Raw genomic sequence first — 15,994 nt, 5'->3', positions numbered from 1 at the left:
CTTTGATTTTAATTAGACACTTTAATCGTAGCACACGAGGACAAATGATGTCCTTTTTGCGTAGAAAAAAAGTGCTGATGATCAACTCATCAACACTAAAAAGTTTAGACCCATTAATTTTAAAAAGGCTGACAGTCTTCAATTTGACTGCCAGCCTTTTTATATTTCTTAAGTCATTCAAATTAATGGTCTAGCTTTTCGACGTCACGCAGGTAACCTTTGGTTTGCTCATTGATCAAATAGGCAACCTCAACATTTAAAACTAGGTCACGTTGCCAAATGTCAGAAATCACTAGGCTTGATGGTTCTTCAGGGCTGTTCAAAGAATGTTGTTGGGCAAATATTTTGAGTTGTTCGCTAAGTGCTTCTTTAACTTGACGCACTTGTTTTTTATCTAGTTCTTGAACTGGAAATGAATACCCAAAAACAACCACATTCAGCCCCCAAGCTTTGGCAACTTGTGCAACTGCGATTTGATCCAAGGCAACTTTTTTTCCATTAAAACCGGCAACACTAACTTTGCCTAAAGAATCTTGTAGTGCCTCAGTGACTACGATTTCATACCGCCGCTGCTGTCGTTTCAACCGAAAGCTCCGAAATTTGCGGTAACAAAAAAAGATAATTGCTGCTAGTAAGAACAGAACAAGCAGACTTAAAATTATTTTCATATTGATCTGTCCTTTCCAAAAATCAGCTCAGCCAGCTACTGGTTATATCAGCTTCATTTTACCATAATCTCCTTTTTTTCTTAATCTTTTACTCTGTGTTCGCTTGCAAAAGCTTAGAAAAATCAAGTAAATTTTAAATGGTATGGCACACTTCTATACTTGCTGGGTTTTGTATGCTAAAATAATACTAAATATCGTGTAAACGATCCATGTTCGGAATTTTATTTTTTGCGCCATTAAAGCGCAATGCAGTTTAATAATGTTATGAAGGAGAATAAATTAATGATTTTTAAAGTATATTACCAACCAAGTAAAAAAATTAGTCCACGACGTGAAAACACTGAATCCTTGTATTTAGAAGCAGATTCAGAAGTTGCCGCTCGTGCCTTAGTCGAGGAACAAACCGACTATAACGTTGAATTTATCGAAGAACTCAACGGAGCCTCCTTGGAATACGAGCAACAAGGGGCTAACTATCAGCTCACGGAGTTTAATTAATGAAAAAACTAAATGTCAAAAACAACGAAACTGCTGTTTTTGCCGTTGGTGGTTTAGATGAAATTGGGAAAAATACCTATGGGATTCAATTTCAGGATGAAATCATCGTCGTCGATGCCGGAATCAAATTTCCGGAAGATGACCTTTTAGGAATCGATTATGTCATTCCTAACTACCAATATTTAGTGGCAAATAAACAAAAAATAAAAGCCTTGGTGATCACTCACGGGCATGAAGACCATATCGGGGGAATTCCGTATTTCTTAAAACAGATCAACGTCCCCGTTTATGCTGGACCTTTAGCTCTTGCATTGATCAAAGGCAAATTAGAAGAACATGGTTTGTTAAGGACGACCGAACTACACGAAATTAATGAAGATACTGTCCTGAAATTTAGGAAAACGAGCGTTTCATTTTTCCGGACAACTCACTCGATTCCAGATACCTTAGGTGTGGCAATTAAAACCCCTTCTGGAACAATAGTTTGTACCGGGGACTATAAGTTTGATTTAACCCCAATCACTAATCAGCCACCGAACTTACAAAGAATGGCGCGTTTAGGTGAGGAAGGCGTTTTATGCTTATTGTCTGATAGTACTAATGCTGAGATTCCCAACTTCACCAAGTCTGAACGCTGGGTCGGCAAATCAATTCGACGTATTTTTGAAAAAGTTGATGGCCGGGTGATTTTCGCAACCTTTGCCTCTAATATTTCCCGTGTTCAACAGGCCGCAACTGCTGCAATTAACCGTGGCCGTAAAATTGCAGTCTTTGGTAGAAGTATGGAAGCAGCGATTGCCAACGGGCGTGAATTAGGCTATTTGGACATCCCAGATGAAGCTTTAGTTGATGCACGTGAAATCAATCATCTACCTGCAAATAAGGTCATGATCCTTTGTACTGGCTCTCAGGGTGAACCCATGGCGGCTTTAAGTCGGATCGCCAATGGTACTCACCGCCAGGTTTCAATTCAGCCAAATGATACGGTAGTCTTTTCAAGTTCACCAATTCCTGGTAACACTTTAAGCGTTAACCGTGTGATCAATGAACTTGAAGAAGCTGGTGCTACAGTAATTCATGGTAAAGTTAATAATATCCATGCTTCTGGTCACGGTGGCCAAGAAGAACAAAAATTAATGTTGCGCTTAATGAAGCCTAAGTATTTCATGCCTGTCCATGGGGAATATCGGATGCTGAAGATTCATACTGAATTAGCACAAAAATGTGATGTTCCAAAGGAAAACTCCTTTATTCTAGACAACGGTGATGTGTTAGCACTGACTAAAGACTCTGCTAGAATTGCTGGTCATTTTGATGCTAGTGATGTCTATGTTGATGGTTCTGGTGTTGGAGATATCGGTAATGTTGTTTTACGTGACCGACGTATCCTTTCAAAAGACGGGATCGTGGTTGTCGTTGCAACCATCGACATGAATAAAAAAATGGTCCTCGCTGGTCCAGACCTTCTTTCACGCGGCTTTATCTACATGCGTGAATCAGGTGAACTGATCAATAAAGGACGGCGCTTGATTAATCGGTCAATCAAACGAACTTTAAAAAATGAGAATGTCACGGAAGCAATGATTCGTGAAGCTGTAATTTCTGATTTACAGTCATTCTTATATGACCAAACTGAAAGACATCCAATGATTTTACCAATGTTTGTCACAGTTTAAAAATTTATTTACACAGACCGGGATACCGTTTGGGTTTTCCCGGTTTTGTTTGGTCTATGTACCCTTTTACAGGCTGCTAGTTGTTACTACTGAAAGGAGGTCTAAAACTTTGCAAAACTATTTTGTCATTGTTAATACCTTTGCCAATCATGGCAAATCAAAAGTAAGTTGGGCAAGCGTTCAAGCTGAGCTAAATCAAAGAGCAGTTAATTACTCCTTTGAATTAACGCATCGTCCAGGTGATGCGAGGCAAATTGCTCACCAATTTGTAACCAAATTAACTCCCGCAGACTACCAAAAAACTGTGATTCTAGTTGTAGGCGGCGATGGAACTCTTAACGATACATTAAATGGTATTAAAGATGCTAAAGTCAGTGATATTCCACTCAGCTTTATTCCTTCTGGTAATAATAATAGTTTTGCCCGGGGAATTGGTTTGGCAACTGACCCTCTAGCTGCCCTACAACAAACTTTGAATGCTCAAGAGCCCTGTTATTATGATGTAGGGTTCTACCAAGAAATGTCGCATAACACTCAAGGTTACTTTTTAAATGATTTTAGTGTTGGACAAGATGCTTATCTTGTTAGCATGCTGCACCATCAAAAAGAATCTCGCCTACTTGAAAAATTTCATTTGGGCTTTATCAGTTTCTTTTTTGCGTTATTCAAAGCATATTTAGATCAGGAATCATTTCCGGTCACCTTGCGTTTAGAAGATCAATATGAATTTTTCAAACATAGTTCGATCGTCAATGTTTCCAACCAACCTTTTATTTCCGGGGGTTTAGTTCTTTCGCCGGAAGCAAGTGCCACTGACCAGCAACTTGATTTAGTGGTGGCAGATAATATGAATCTATTAAAATTCATTTTACTAGGCTTTTCTGTTTATTTTAGAAAGAAGTTCCGTTTTCCAGGAATTCATCATTACAAGAGCAAAGAAATGCATCTGCTCGTGAACTCCGTAGAATTCGGGCAAATTGATGGTGAAGAACTGCCTAATCAATACTTTGATTTGTTTTTAAAAGTTATCAAATATCCTTTCTGGCTGGACGTTGAATCGATTCCAGTTAAAGAAAGACATTAATCAAAAAAGGGTGTCACTTCATAATGGGTGACATCCTTTTTTGAGTTAAATTTCATAATAAAACAAGAATTTGGTTAGCCGAAGCTCTTTTTCTGCATAAAATCAAATGGTGTCAACTGACCCATTCCAATCATCGGATCAATTTGCTGACTTGCAATTAATTCTGCAGTTAACAGATACTGCTTAGTTTCTGAGCGAGGTGTTGCAACAGCTGGTGTCGAGACACGAGTTGCTTGTACCATGACTGGCTGAGTGGATGTTTGAACTAATTCGCTCTTTTCAGCTTTCACTGGGATAGTTGACTGAGTCCCTTCTTGAGCTGATTCCTCTGACCCACTACTTGCCTGCTCAACTGCTTTTTCTTCCCCCAACTCAGCCTGTAATCGTTGTTTTAAACTTGTTAACCGATTTTGGGAAACCTTTAAGATACTTTGTTGGAAAGCTTCGATCTCCCCAACCAAAATTAACTTAGATTTTGCACGAGTGATTGCAGTATACAACAAATTTCTGGCAAACATTCGGGAAAATTGTCTAACCATTGGTAAAATAACAATCGGAAATTCTCCTCCTTGCGATTTATGAATCGACAAACAATACGCAAGTGTCAAATTATTCCAATCTTTTTTCTCAATTTCAACTTCATTTTGTTCAAATAAAACCGTGACACTATCGGGGCCATTTCTGCGTTTCTTTTCTCCCGCATCGATTGCCACGATTTCTCCAATATCACCATTGTAAATATTATTTTCAGGATCATTTACCAGTTGCAAGACCCTGTCTCCGATCCGCAAATGATGTTGGCCGACTTCAATTTCTTTTTGCCGAGCATGGACTGGATTCATCAGCTGTTGTAACAAATCATTTAAGTTATCAATTCCAGCAGCACCACGATACATTGGAGCTAGTAATTGAATATCACCTTTTGCATTCCCTTTACGCATCGCGACTTCAACTACCTTCGCAATCACTTGAGGTACTAGATTAGCATGACAAGCAATAAAAGAGCGGTCACTTTGTTGTTTAGTAAAGTCCGATGGCAATTGCCCTTCATTCACTGCATGCGCCAAAGAAATAATTGAGGAATATTCTCCTTGACGATAAATCTTCGTTAATTCTTTTTTTGGCAAAACATCGCTCATTAGCATATCGGCAAAGACTTGTCCTGGTCCAACCGAAGGCAGCTGATGGCGGTCACCTACAAAAATAACTTGCATCTGGTCCGGAATGCTTTTCACTAAGGCGTTCATTAAATCTGTATCGACCATCGAAGTTTCATCGATAATTAATAACTTGCCATCCAACTCGTCTATTTCTTCTGGTAATTCGCTATCACGACCATTAATTTTTAACAAACGATGAATGGTGCTGGCCGGCAAACCAGTTGTCTCACTCATTCTTTTTGCAGCTCGACCTGTTGGTGCCGCCAACAAGATCGGCAGGTGTCGTTCTTCTAAGTCAATCTGGTTTTCATAGGCATACAACGCAACAATTCCATTGATGATCGTTGTTTTTCCTGTTCCGGGGCCTCCAGTCAATAGGAAAACCTTGGATGTAAGTGCCTCAACAATGGCTTCTTTTTGTGTATCGTTGTACTCAATTTGCATTTGGGCTTCAATTTCACTCAAATCTTCTTGCAATTGATCCGCATCAGCAAAATCAGTTTCATCATTATTTTTCATTACCCGTGCTAATTCAGCTGCAATATTCCATTCTCCATAATAATATTTTTTTAAGTAAAAATTATTGTTCTCAACGACTAATTTTCGGTTCTTCACCAAATCAATTAATTCATCGGCAATTTTATCAACTGAAATTGAGACATTACGTCCGGTTTGCAATAATTCTTGCACATTTTTGAGGAGTGTTTCTCCTGGGACATATAAATTTCCATCTGATGCGCTATCTTCATATAAAACTTGGAAAATGGCTCCACGTAATCGACCGCTATCGTCCGCCTCAATTCCCAATTGCTGGGCAATTTGATCAGCACGATAAAAACCGATCCCATTAATATGAATCGATAACTGATATGGATCGTCATGGATCGTACTTAAAGTATCTGCTTGAAAAAAACTATAAATTCGGGCTGCCATCTTACTTGAAAATCCCAAGCTATTCAAGCCAATAATAATTTGTTCAATTCCCTGATCAGCTTCTAAATTATCCTGTAAACTTTTTTGCTGGGCCTCAGTCAAATTAAGGTGTGCGATTTTAGTAGAATCCTGCAACATCAGACTGACTGCATCGTCACCTAATTTTTCGACAATTTTTTCAGCCGTTTTTTCACCAATTCCTGGAAAATGACTACTCGATAAATATTTGACGACCCCTTCTTTTGAAGTAGGCAACTCAGTTTGGTAATGATCCGCTTGAAACTGCTTCCCGTACTTTTGATGTTTCACTAAACGACCGGTAAATCGATAGAGGGTATCTTCTTTGACCTCAGCAAAATTTCCCGTGACTGTTATTGTTTTTTCAGGCCAGTCAAAATTGAGTTCTTTGACCTTAACCAATAAAACTTTATAGAAACTTGCTGTTGCCTGAAAAAAAACTTGAGTTACATGACCCACAATATATGCTTCTTCCCGCATTGTATTTGGGTCAAATAATTCCATATTTTGCTGTGTCATTTTGTTACTCCTTCGCCTGTTGTCCTTGTTTCGACTTAATTAAGGCCGCGATTTCATTTAATCGTTCCTGGTGCTCAGTTAAATACTTCGGATCTTGTTGCTTAACTTTCGCAAAATAATTGGCACTACTTTGCCCCTGCACTTCAGCAATTAGGCCACGCTGAAAATTAGCATGCACATCACTTGGAAGCAGTTTTAAGACCTGCTCATAATATTTTTTGGCTTGTTCAAAATCGCCACTGGCTAAAAAGCAGTCTGCCAATAAAGACAATGCACTACTCTGATCCGCTGCTTTTTCACTTGCTGTCAGCGCAAAGACCATCGCTTGTTGATATTGACCTTGAGCATAGTAACCTTGTGCGGTCATCAATAAAGCATCTGCCTGTAATTTGTGATCTTTAACGGCCATAAATTCCGGGATTGCCTTTTCATACATTCCCGCTGCATAGTAAACATTACCTAAACCATAGTGCAATAAACTTTGTGCACCAGCATCATCCATAAAAATATTTAGTGCTTTCAAAAATAATTCTTCTGCCTGCGGATAATTCTGCAATCTAACTAATAAACTGCCTAAATCATAATAACGATGCGCATCATAAGGATTTTCATCTACAGCTGCGATCAATTGGTGCAAAAGCTGCTGATCTTTTTTTGCTAACTCTCCTTTAGCTGACAAATTCTATTCCCCTCACTCTTAAGTTCTTTCAACTCTAAACCGTATCATTCTTAGTAAGCGAACGCGATAAATAATCGGTCTTATTCCATTCCAAACACCGGAAATGCTGCCCCTGATCACGCGTTTGCAAAATTGTGGTACTGGTATTGGTTAAGCCGCCGCGCTTCCGTAATCTTTCTAATGGGACTCCTTGCAAATACCGGATCTCAGCACACAGCGCAGCTCCGTGTGAAACAATAATTACGTTTTGGTCTGGGTATCTTTGACAAATTTCCAAAATTTTGGGAGTCATTCGTGCAAATAATTCCTCAAAGGATTCTGCTTCAATAGGTGTTGGATCATATTGCTCAGGATGATGCCGAAATGTATCAACCTCAGCCGGATACTGCTCTTCCACATCATTAAATAACATACCTTCCATTTTTCCCAAATTAAATTCCGCAAAAGCTGCATCGGCAACTATTTTTAAGTTTTGTTCTAGCCGTGATTCCAATCGTTGTGCCGTCACCCGTGCCCTTTTAATCGGACTGGTATAAATTTTGGCGAATTGATACTGACCTAAAAAACCAGCCAACTCATCAATTTCACGCAAACTTTCGGGTAGTAAAGGCGAATCGCCATGGGCACCTTGATATCTTCCTTCAAGGTTCCACTCTGTCCGTCCATGTCTAACAAAAAATATTTTAGTCATCTTATACCGTCCTTTGCTGAAAATAGTATCTCCATTATCTCATAATTTTCCGACGGCGCAAACTATTCAACCAGAGGAATCACACCGCAATCGCACTCTAAACATTGATTCCAAAAAAAGAAACCTATCCTTCAATGCGATAAGTTTCTCTACTTGTTTTTTACCTTAAACGTACTGTAACAAACGTTCTTGCTGATAGGCATGATCAATTGTTCCGCTGCCTAAGCAGACTTCCCCATCATAGAACACAACTTCTTGCCCAGGCGTAATTGCACGGACAGGACGGTCAAATTCAACGACTACTTTAGTATGCTCCGGATTCAAATGAACTGTGACACCTTCATCTTTTTGCCGATATCTGAACTTGGCAGTACACTGAAAATCATCACCATAATCGTCGATTGGTGCAATAAAGTTTAACTTAGTTGCATCCAATGAATTAGCATATAAGTGTTCGTTTTCATAGCCCTGACCCACGATCAGCTCATTTTTAGCTAAATTTTTACCAATTACAAACCATGGATCATTGCTTTGACCATTGCCGCCAATCCCAAGTCCGCGACGCTGACCAATTGTATAGTTCATCAAACCAAAATGATCACCCTTAACTTCACCGTCAACGGTTACCATTTTCCCTGGCTGAGCTGGTAAAAATTCATTTAAGAACTTACTAAAGTTTCTTTCACCAATAAAGCAAACCCCAGTTGAATCTTTCTTTTTGGCTGTCGCTAACCCAGCTTCTGCAGCAATTCGTCTAACTTCTGATTTCTGCATGCCGCCAATTGGAAACATTACTTTTTCCAATTGAGCTTGACTTAGCTGACTTAAGAAATAAGTCTGATCCTTATTGTCATCGGCTCCACGTAACAAATGAATCGTACCATCTTCATCCTTAGCGATTTGTGCATAATGCCCCATCGCAACGTAATCAGCATCAATTTCCAAAGCATAGTCTAAGAAGGCCTTAAACTTAACCTCTTTATTACACATTACATCCGGATTAGGAGTCCGGCCATTTTTATATTCATCTAAGAAGTAAGTAAAGACGCGGTCCCAATATTCTTTTTCAAAGTTGACAGAATAATATGGGATCCCAATTTCACTTGCAACTTTTGCAACGTCTTGATAATCTTCTGTTGCGGTACAAACACCACTATCATTTGTATCGTCCCAGTTTTTCATGAAGACACCTACTACATCATAACCCTGTTGCTTTAATAGATAAGCACAGACTGACGAATCAACTCCGCCACTCATCCCGACAACAACTCGAGTTTGGCTATTATCAGCCATTTAAATCACCATCATTCATTTAGATTCTGAATCTATACGATTTGAAGGTCGTTTTATTCAGTAACTTTTAGTTTAGCACATACCAGCTTATTTTTAAAGACACACCCGGCTAATTTTTAAGTTAAACATTCTATAAAAAAGTCTATCACTCTCGATAGACTTTTCGACATAATTTATTTATCTTACGCTTGACTGAGGATTCCACGCTCTACCAAGTCATTTAGCAAATAACCCAGTTGTTCACTTTGGACTTTAACATCACCGGTCTTAAAAATATTAACCTCTTTCAAACCATTAGCGGTCGTAGTAGTCATTTTAAAACGTTTTAAATCAGCTTCGACCGTTATTTTTAGTTTTAAGCTTGCATTCAAGCCAAGGTTAGGATCTAGGTTACGCTGTAAAAGAAACTTGCCTGACTTTTTCTCGACAAACCCAGCATCTCGCAGAGCATACTTTTTAATTCCTACCGCCAATTGATAAGCTTGCTGGTCCCCTAAGATCTGTGATTTTTCAGTTGCTGCCATTTTTCCCACTCCTAAATTTTATTTATTAATAATCGCGGTTAAAGCTGCAACAGCTGCATCAATATCAGCTGCTGTATTGTATGCACCAAAACTAAACCGTAATGATTCACTGATCCGTGGATCATTTTCACCATACATAGCCGTCAAAACATGTGACGGTTCCAGTGAACCTGCAGTACATGCAGAACCTGCCGAAGCAGAGATTCCTTTCAAATCCAAGTTAGTCAACAAAGCATCTGACTTTTTGCCTTTAAACCATAAATTTAAAACATGCGGAAGTTCGCCTTGATCTAGCTTACCGTTCACTTCAACATCGATCTGATTTTGCCGTAAACCATCCAGCAATTGATGCTTAAATGACATGTATAATTCACGATGCTGTGCTTTAACTTCTGCTGGATTAGTTTCCACCGCTTTAGCAAAACCTGCAATGGCCGGAATATTTTCTGTTCCTGCACGCCGCTTTAACTCTTGGTCTCCACCCTTTAACAACGGTTCCAAGTTATGGTCAGTCCGGTTATACAAAAATCCGCTCATTTTAGGTCCGTTTAACTTATGAGCAGAAGTCGATAATAGGTCAATTTGATCCGCTTGAACATCAATTTCCAGTAATCCATAAGCTTGAACTGCATCGGTATGGAACCAAGCATTAGACTCAGCCACAATTTGGCCAATTTCATGAATGGGCATTTTTGCTCCAACTTCATTGTTACCAGTCATGATCGACACTAAAATTGTGTCTGGACGAATCGCTTGTCGTAAATCATCCAAGGAAATTTCACCATTTTGGTCAACTGGTAAATAAGTCACTTCAAAGCCCTGTTTTTCCAAAAAACGCATTGGCTTTAAAACCGCTTCATGTTCAATACTAGTGGTAATTAAGTGATGTCCTTCTTCTTGACGAGCAATTGCCGTGCCAACAATAGCAGTGTTATCACTTTCAGTTCCACCCGTAGTAAAGATAATTTCATTATCATTTTTTGCATTGATCGACTGGGCAATCAAATGCCGACTTGCGTCTAAAATTGCTCGTGCTTGTCTGCCATAATAATTTGTTGCTGACGCATTACCAAAGACGTCTTTCATTGTTTCTGTCATTTTGTCGATCACCGCAGCAGACATTGGCGTTGTCCCTGCGTTATCGAGATAAATATGTTTCACTATTTTGCACCCTCTAATTCTGCTGTATCTCTTAGATTAATTCTAAAATTAATTATGCGGCCAATAAGTTCAAGATCATTTGTGCTGAACGTTTGCCAGCATCAATAATAAATTCATCAAAACTTTGTCCCGCATCTTCATCGCCAACATCTGACATTGCCCGAATGATAGCAAATGGTGTTTTAAACTGGTAGGCGGTCTGAGCAACTGCCCCGCCTTCCATTTCACAGCATAGTGCTTCCGGATAAATTTGCTTAATTCGTGCAATTTCTTGGCTATCAGCAATAAACTGATCTCCTGAAACGACCAATCCTTGGCGCGTTTCTAAGCCTGTTTTCTGAGCAGCCACAGCAATTTTGTCAACTAACTGTTGGTCGGCAGGATAAATCTGCGGTTGTTGCGGCAATTGTCCCATTTTGTACCCAAAAGCTGTCGCATTCGCATCATGATAAGCTGCACCAGTCGATAATACCAATTCACCAACATGTAAGCCGTCACCGATTCCCCCAGCTGAACCAGAATTAATCACCGCATCGACCTTAAAATTGACGATCAAAAAGGCAGTTGTGATTGCTGCTTGAACTTTTCCAATTCCACACCGTACTAAAACCACTTCAGTCTGATTGATCTTCCCAGTATAAAATTCAGTTCCACCAATTTGTTGTTCTTTTTTCTCCGTTAAATGTTCTAACAGTTCTTTAATTTCTTCTTCCATTGCACAAATAATTCCATACTTCATGTTCTTTCACTCCTCCACTCACCGGATCTTCTAAACCATTTTAATTTAAAAGTTCACAAAACGCATGAACAAATAAACGCCAATGATCAATAACACTAAAATAATAATCACAAAATTTAAGCGCCGGCCTAAACGATTTTTTTTATCTGCCTCACTATTATCTGTCCGTGCCTGTCTAGTCTGACTACGTGACAAATGCTCTTGTTCTGTCGGAATAGAATTCACTTCTGCTTCCTGTTCACCTTCTGGCTGGGCTGACTGCTTTTTTCTGCTCTGCCAAATTTTTTGCAGCCAGTTGGTCTTATTGTTTTTGGAACTTGTTTTTTTTCTACGGCTCAAATTCTCTTGTTCGTCCATCTTCTACCCCATTAATCGCCAGTATAACACGGCCATGATCGTCTTTGCGTCACAAATCTCTCCACTTTCAAACGCCGCCATTACTTCTTGAGCAGACAATTCCTCAACTTGTAAAAATTCATCTTGATCTTGTGGCAGTTCATTTGCCACTGGTGTTAGTCCGCTAGCATGATACAGGTACATTAACTCATCCGCAAAACCCGGTGAACTGTAAAAACTAGTTAACAATTCATATTGTTCCGCTTGGTACCTAGTTTCTTCATTCATTTCACGTTTCGCTGTTTTTAATGGATCTTTTTCTTCCCCTGGATCAATTTTACCAGCGGGGATCTCTAACGTGACTTTTCTTAATGGTTCACGCCACTGCCGAATGAAAATCATTTTATCCTCAGCGGTGATTGCAACCACACCAACCGCACCATGATGCCGCACTATTTCTCTTTTTGCTTCCCGACCATCAGGCAACTCCACAGTTTCTATGTCTAAATTAATAATATGACCGGTAAATAACCGTTGAACATCTTTGATTTTTTCTTCCAGATTCATTTTAGTGTCTCTCCAATCATTGTAACTACTAATGAGTTGCTTAAATCACCAATTTGGTAGATCACTTTCAGATTGTTTTGTTATAAGATCTCTAGTATTTTCCTACTCATTAAGATCATACTTAAGTTGTCTATGATCACAGCTGAACGACCACTAGTTTAGTTTATATTTAACAGTCAAGCAACTACCCTTGGCCTAAATTAAAGTATTCTTTATTGCCTAATACCAATATCATAGCAAATTTTGACCCAAACTGCGAAAAAAATAGCTAAAAAAGCCAAACAAGAAGCTCATCCTCTTGCTTGACTTTCTCATCTTAGCTTTAGTTCAGCTAATTATTCATCTAAACCTGTTTCAACTGCTTCAGGATAGTTGGCTGTCACAATTGCAGCACAGCTTTGGCATAATTGAGGGAAATGTTGGTCTTGGCCAACATCTTCCTTAATCATCCGACAACGTGGACAAACTTCACCCGCAGCATGTTTAACTTCAACAGCTACCTTATCAAATTTCAAGGCTGACTCTGGCGCAGCATCGAAGTCTTTAATATCAACAGCTGACACGATCAAAGCCTGACGAACATTGGTATCCAATGCGGTCAACAAGTCACGCACACTCTCTGTCACATATAAGTCAACATGTGCTTCGAATGATTTACCAATCAACTTCTGATCACGTGCTTCTTCCAAGGCCTTAAAGACATGGGAACGAACCTGCATAAATGCATCCCAATTGGCCAACAATTTAGCTTCACTGTCATAGTGTTCAACACTTGGCATTTCGGCTAACTGTGCAAATTCTTCTGGTTCCTTCAAATATTTCCAAATTTCTTCGGTCGTATGAGGAATGATTGGTGTCAATAACTTGGTCAAACGAACTGCAACATCATATAAGACAGTTTGCATTGAACGTCTCTTATGGCTATCTTCTGCTTCAATGTAGACCACATCCTTGGCTACATCCAAGTAGAAAGCTGATAAATCAACAGTCAAGAAGTTGATCAAACTCTTGTAGATGTTCATGAAGTCATAATTGGCGTAGTCATCCAAGAGGTCCTTGGTAAACTGGTTGATTTTAACTTGCATAAACTTATCAATTGATTCTAATTCAGCGAATGGCACCCGGTCAGTTGCTGGATCAAAGTCAGTTGTATTGGCTAACAAGAAACGAATGGTATTCCGGATCTTACGGTAGCTTTCTGAAATCTGCTGGAAGCTTCCCATGGAAACCCGGACGTCGGCTGAAGAATCAACACTAGCGACCCATAAGCGAATGATTTCAGCACCCATTTGCTTGATGACTTTTTCAGGAACAATTGTATTCCCCAATGACTTACTCATCTTGCGACCTTTGCCATCTAGAGTAAATCCTTGTGAAAGGACCTGCTTGTATGGTGCTTGGCCTGAGAATGCCACACTAGTGATCAAGCTTGAGTTAAACCAACCGCGATACTGGTCTGAACCTTCCAAGTACATATCTGCTGGATATTCGAGATAATCTCGGTCAGCTAAGACCCCTTGGTGTGATGAACCTGAGTCAAACCAAACATCCATGATATCAGTTTCTTTAGTAAACTCGCCGTGTGGTGAATGTTCATTGGTATAACCTTCTGGCAACAAGTCTTTGGCTTCTTTTTCGAACCAAATATTTGAACCGTGTTCAGCAATCAATTCTGCAACATGCTCGATTGTTTCTGGTTCCATAATTGCTTCGCCATCTTCTGCATAGAAAATTGGCAATGGAACACCCCAAACACGTTGACGAGAGATGACCCAGTCACCGCGATCACGAATCATATTGTACAGACGTTTTTGTCCCCATTCAGGGTAGAATTTAACTCCAGAAATTTGATCCAAGATCTGTTGTCTGATCTTATCAACCGAAGCAAACCATTGTGGTGTTGCTCTAAAGATGATTGGCTTTTTGGTCCGCCAGTCAAATGGATAAGAATGTTCGTAATCCATTTCTTTTAATAATAAGCCATCTTTTTCCAGTTTATCCAAAGAAATTTGGTTAGCATCTTCATAGAAAACGCCAGCAAAATCCGCTCCGGCTTCTTCCGTCATATAGCCTTTATCATCAACCGGTACCACAACATCCAAATTATATTGTTGTCCAACATTGAAGTCATCTTCACCAAAACCTGGTGCAGTATGAACTAAACCAGTTCCGGCATCCAAGGTTACAAAGTCACCCAGCATTGTCACTAATTTTCGTTCAGGATAAAATGGATGTTCAGCCAAGACATTTTCTAATTCTGCACCCTTGACAGTTTTTAAGACCCTAACGTTTTTCCAACCAAATAATTCAGCATTCTGGTTAACTAATTCAGCAGCCAAAACATATTTTTTGTCGTCACCTTCTGGTTGAACAACAGCATAGTCAAAACCACCATCAATTGTAATTCCTTCCGAACCAGGAATTGTCCAGGGAGTTGTCGTCCAAACAACCATATAAGTATTGTTTTCTTCTAAGACTCCCCGTCCATCAACCACTTTTTCACCATAAAAAGCAGATGGTGAAGTTACATCATGGTATTCAACTTCAGCTTCGGCTAGAGCAGATTCTGATGACCATGACCAGAAAACCGGTTTTTTACCTTTGTAAATTAAGCCCTTTTCTGCCATTTTACCAAAGACACGAATTTCATGTGCTTCAAAAGAAGGATCAAGTGTTACATATGGGTGGTCCCATTCACCGGCAACACCTAGACGTTTAAAGTCCTTTTTTTGTTTTTCAACTTGTTCTAAAGCATATTCACGGCATTTTTCCCGGAAATCTGCAATAGAAAGTGACTTACGGTCCACACCGGCCTTCTTCAATTGTTGTTCAATTGGTAAACCATGAGTATCCCAACCAGGAACATAAGGTGCTCTAAAGCCCATCATTGATTTTGACCGAACGATGAAGTCTTTAGAAATTTTGTTTAAAGCATGACCCATATGAATATTTCCGTTGGCATATGGAGGGCCATCATGCAAAATAAATGATGGTTTACCCTCATTTAATTTTTGCCGCTTTTCATAAATCTTGTTTTCTTCCCATTCATTTTGACGTTCTACTTCACGAACAGGTAAATTACCGCGCATTGGGAACTTAGTTTTTCCCAAATTTAACGTATCTTTGACTCGCATTATTTAGCCCCTTTTCTTTTAAATTTACATAACTATCTTGTCCAATTCCCAGCCAAAGAATTTAGGCCGGATACAAAAAAAGAACCTCATCCGCTAGGGACGAAATTCTTCGTGGTACCACCCAAATTCGAAATCTGCAACGCTGAAAAATCACCGGTCAGATTTCCTTGAAAATGAGTTAACGGTCATTAGCCGGTCAAACTTACTAACTACTTATGTACTATTCAGTCTGACATTTAGGAGGGGATAAATTATCAGTTACCATCATTGGTCTTCCACCATCCACCAACTCGCTAGGACTTTCGCTGAAATTC

Annotated in this window: 14 protein-coding genes; 3 read left to right on the top strand and 11 right to left on the bottom strand. The window is 39.4% G+C overall.

Annotation, left to right across the window (positions count from 1 at the left end; genetic code table 11):
• Window positions 1-182: 182 nt before the first annotated feature.
• Entirely contained in the window at window positions 183-668 is a 486-nt protein-coding gene (locus tag LPAF129_RS08175; protein WP_244055908.1) for a hypothetical protein, read from the bottom strand.
• A 282-nt stretch (window positions 669-950) separates the two neighbouring features.
• On the opposite strand from LPAF129_RS08175, the gene LPAF129_RS08170 reads away from it, so the two are divergent.
• The 3 genes from LPAF129_RS08170 (at window position 951) to LPAF129_RS08160 (ending at window position 3,926) form a co-directional block, all read left to right on the top strand.
• Window positions 951-1,166, top strand: coding sequence for a DNA-directed RNA polymerase subunit epsilon (locus LPAF129_RS08170; RefSeq protein ID WP_244055906.1), 216 nt, complete (start codon window positions 951-953; stop codon window positions 1,164-1,166).
• Window positions 1,166-2,842, top strand: coding sequence for a ribonuclease J1 (gene rnjA / locus LPAF129_RS08165; protein WP_244055904.1), 1,677 nt, complete (start codon window positions 1,166-1,168; stop codon window positions 2,840-2,842). The genes LPAF129_RS08170 and rnjA overlap by 1 nt, the downstream gene beginning before the upstream one ends.
• 109 nt (window positions 2,843-2,951) lie before the next feature.
• Complete coding sequence (locus tag LPAF129_RS08160; RefSeq protein ID WP_244055902.1) at window positions 2,952-3,926, top strand: diacylglycerol/lipid kinase family protein; 975 nt, start codon at window positions 2,952-2,954, stop codon at window positions 3,924-3,926.
• A gap of 74 nt (window positions 3,927-4,000) precedes the next feature.
• On the opposite strand, the gene recD2 is transcribed toward LPAF129_RS08160, so the two are convergent.
• The 10 genes from recD2 to ileS form a co-directional block, all read right to left on the bottom strand.
• Window positions 4,001-6,556, bottom strand: a complete 2,556-nt coding sequence (gene recD2, locus LPAF129_RS08155) for an SF1B family DNA helicase RecD2 (protein WP_244055893.1) — start codon at window positions 6,554-6,556, stop codon at window positions 4,001-4,003.
• A gap of 4 nt (window positions 6,557-6,560) precedes the next feature.
• Entirely contained in the window at window positions 6,561-7,235 is a 675-nt protein-coding gene (locus LPAF129_RS08150; RefSeq protein ID WP_244055891.1) for a tetratricopeptide repeat protein, read from the bottom strand.
• A 34-nt stretch (window positions 7,236-7,269) separates the two neighbouring features.
• A complete protein-coding gene (locus LPAF129_RS08145; protein WP_244055890.1) occupies window positions 7,270-7,926 on the bottom strand; it encodes a histidine phosphatase family protein in 657 nt (218 codons plus the stop codon).
• A 165-nt stretch (window positions 7,927-8,091) separates the two neighbouring features.
• Window positions 8,092-9,219, bottom strand: a complete 1,128-nt coding sequence (gene mnmA, locus LPAF129_RS08140; protein ID WP_244055888.1) for a tRNA 2-thiouridine(34) synthase MnmA — start codon at window positions 9,217-9,219, stop codon at window positions 8,092-8,094.
• A 182-nt stretch (window positions 9,220-9,401) separates the two neighbouring features.
• Window positions 9,402-9,743, bottom strand: coding sequence for a DUF1831 domain-containing protein (locus tag LPAF129_RS08135; RefSeq protein ID WP_244055878.1), 342 nt, complete (start codon window positions 9,741-9,743; stop codon window positions 9,402-9,404).
• A gap of 18 nt (window positions 9,744-9,761) precedes the next feature.
• Window positions 9,762-10,904, bottom strand: a complete 1,143-nt coding sequence (locus tag LPAF129_RS08130; RefSeq protein ID WP_244055877.1) for a cysteine desulfurase family protein — start codon at window positions 10,902-10,904, stop codon at window positions 9,762-9,764.
• A 52-nt stretch (window positions 10,905-10,956) separates the two neighbouring features.
• Window positions 10,957-11,643 carry a 5'-methylthioadenosine/adenosylhomocysteine nucleosidase gene (locus LPAF129_RS08125; protein WP_244055875.1) on the bottom strand — a complete coding sequence of 229 codons (687 nt, stop codon included), beginning with the start codon at window positions 11,641-11,643 and terminating at the stop codon, window positions 10,957-10,959.
• Window positions 11,644-11,688: 45 nt separating this feature from the next.
• On the bottom strand, window positions 11,689-12,000 hold the full coding sequence (locus LPAF129_RS08120) for a hypothetical protein (protein WP_244055873.1): 312 nt from the start codon (window positions 11,998-12,000) through the stop codon (window positions 11,689-11,691).
• 3 nt (window positions 12,001-12,003) lie between these two features.
• Window positions 12,004-12,546 carry an NUDIX hydrolase gene (locus LPAF129_RS08115; protein ID WP_244055871.1) on the bottom strand — a complete coding sequence of 181 codons (543 nt, stop codon included), beginning with the start codon at window positions 12,544-12,546 and terminating at the stop codon, window positions 12,004-12,006.
• A gap of 335 nt (window positions 12,547-12,881) precedes the next feature.
• Window positions 12,882-15,680 carry an isoleucine--tRNA ligase gene (gene ileS / locus LPAF129_RS08110; protein ID WP_244055869.1) on the bottom strand — a complete coding sequence of 933 codons (2,799 nt, stop codon included), beginning with the start codon at window positions 15,678-15,680 and terminating at the stop codon, window positions 12,882-12,884.
• Between the last annotated feature and the right edge of the window lie 314 nt (window positions 15,681-15,994).

The organism is Ligilactobacillus pabuli (assembly GCF_022836475.1).
GTDB lineage: Bacteria > Bacillota > Bacilli > Lactobacillales > Lactobacillaceae > Ligilactobacillus > Ligilactobacillus pabuli.
The sequence above is the reverse complement of the archived record's forward strand: the minus strand, read 5'-3'. Positions and strand labels throughout refer to the sequence as shown.

Coding starts and splice junctions, on each gene's coding strand:
- LPAF129_RS08125 (WP_244055875.1), bottom strand. CDS start 11,643: ATGAAGTATGGAATTATTTGTGCAATGGAAGAAGAAATTAAAGAACTG.
- LPAF129_RS08115 (WP_244055871.1), bottom strand. CDS start 12,546: ATGAATCTGGAAGAAAAAATCAAAGATGTTCAACGGTTATTTACCGGT.
- LPAF129_RS08120 (WP_244055873.1), bottom strand. CDS start 12,000: ATGGACGAACAAGAGAATTTGAGCCGTAGAAAAAAAACAAGTTCCAAA.
- mnmA (WP_244055888.1), bottom strand. CDS start 9,219: ATGGCTGATAATAGCCAAACTCGAGTTGTTGTCGGGATGAGTGGCGGA.
- LPAF129_RS08175 (WP_244055908.1), bottom strand. CDS start 668: ATGAAAATAATTTTAAGTCTGCTTGTTCTGTTCTTACTAGCAGCAATT.
- LPAF129_RS08170 (WP_244055906.1), top strand. CDS start 951: ATGATTTTTAAAGTATATTACCAACCAAGTAAAAAAATTAGTCCACGA.
- LPAF129_RS08145 (WP_244055890.1), bottom strand. CDS start 7,926: ATGACTAAAATATTTTTTGTTAGACATGGACGGACAGAGTGGAACCTT.
- recD2 (WP_244055893.1), bottom strand. CDS start 6,556: ATGACACAGCAAAATATGGAATTATTTGACCCAAATACAATGCGGGAA.
- ileS (WP_244055869.1), bottom strand. CDS start 15,680: ATGCGAGTCAAAGATACGTTAAATTTGGGAAAAACTAAGTTCCCAATG.
- rnjA (WP_244055904.1), top strand. CDS start 1,166: ATGAAAAAACTAAATGTCAAAAACAACGAAACTGCTGTTTTTGCCGTT.
- LPAF129_RS08135 (WP_244055878.1), bottom strand. CDS start 9,743: ATGGCAGCAACTGAAAAATCACAGATCTTAGGGGACCAGCAAGCTTAT.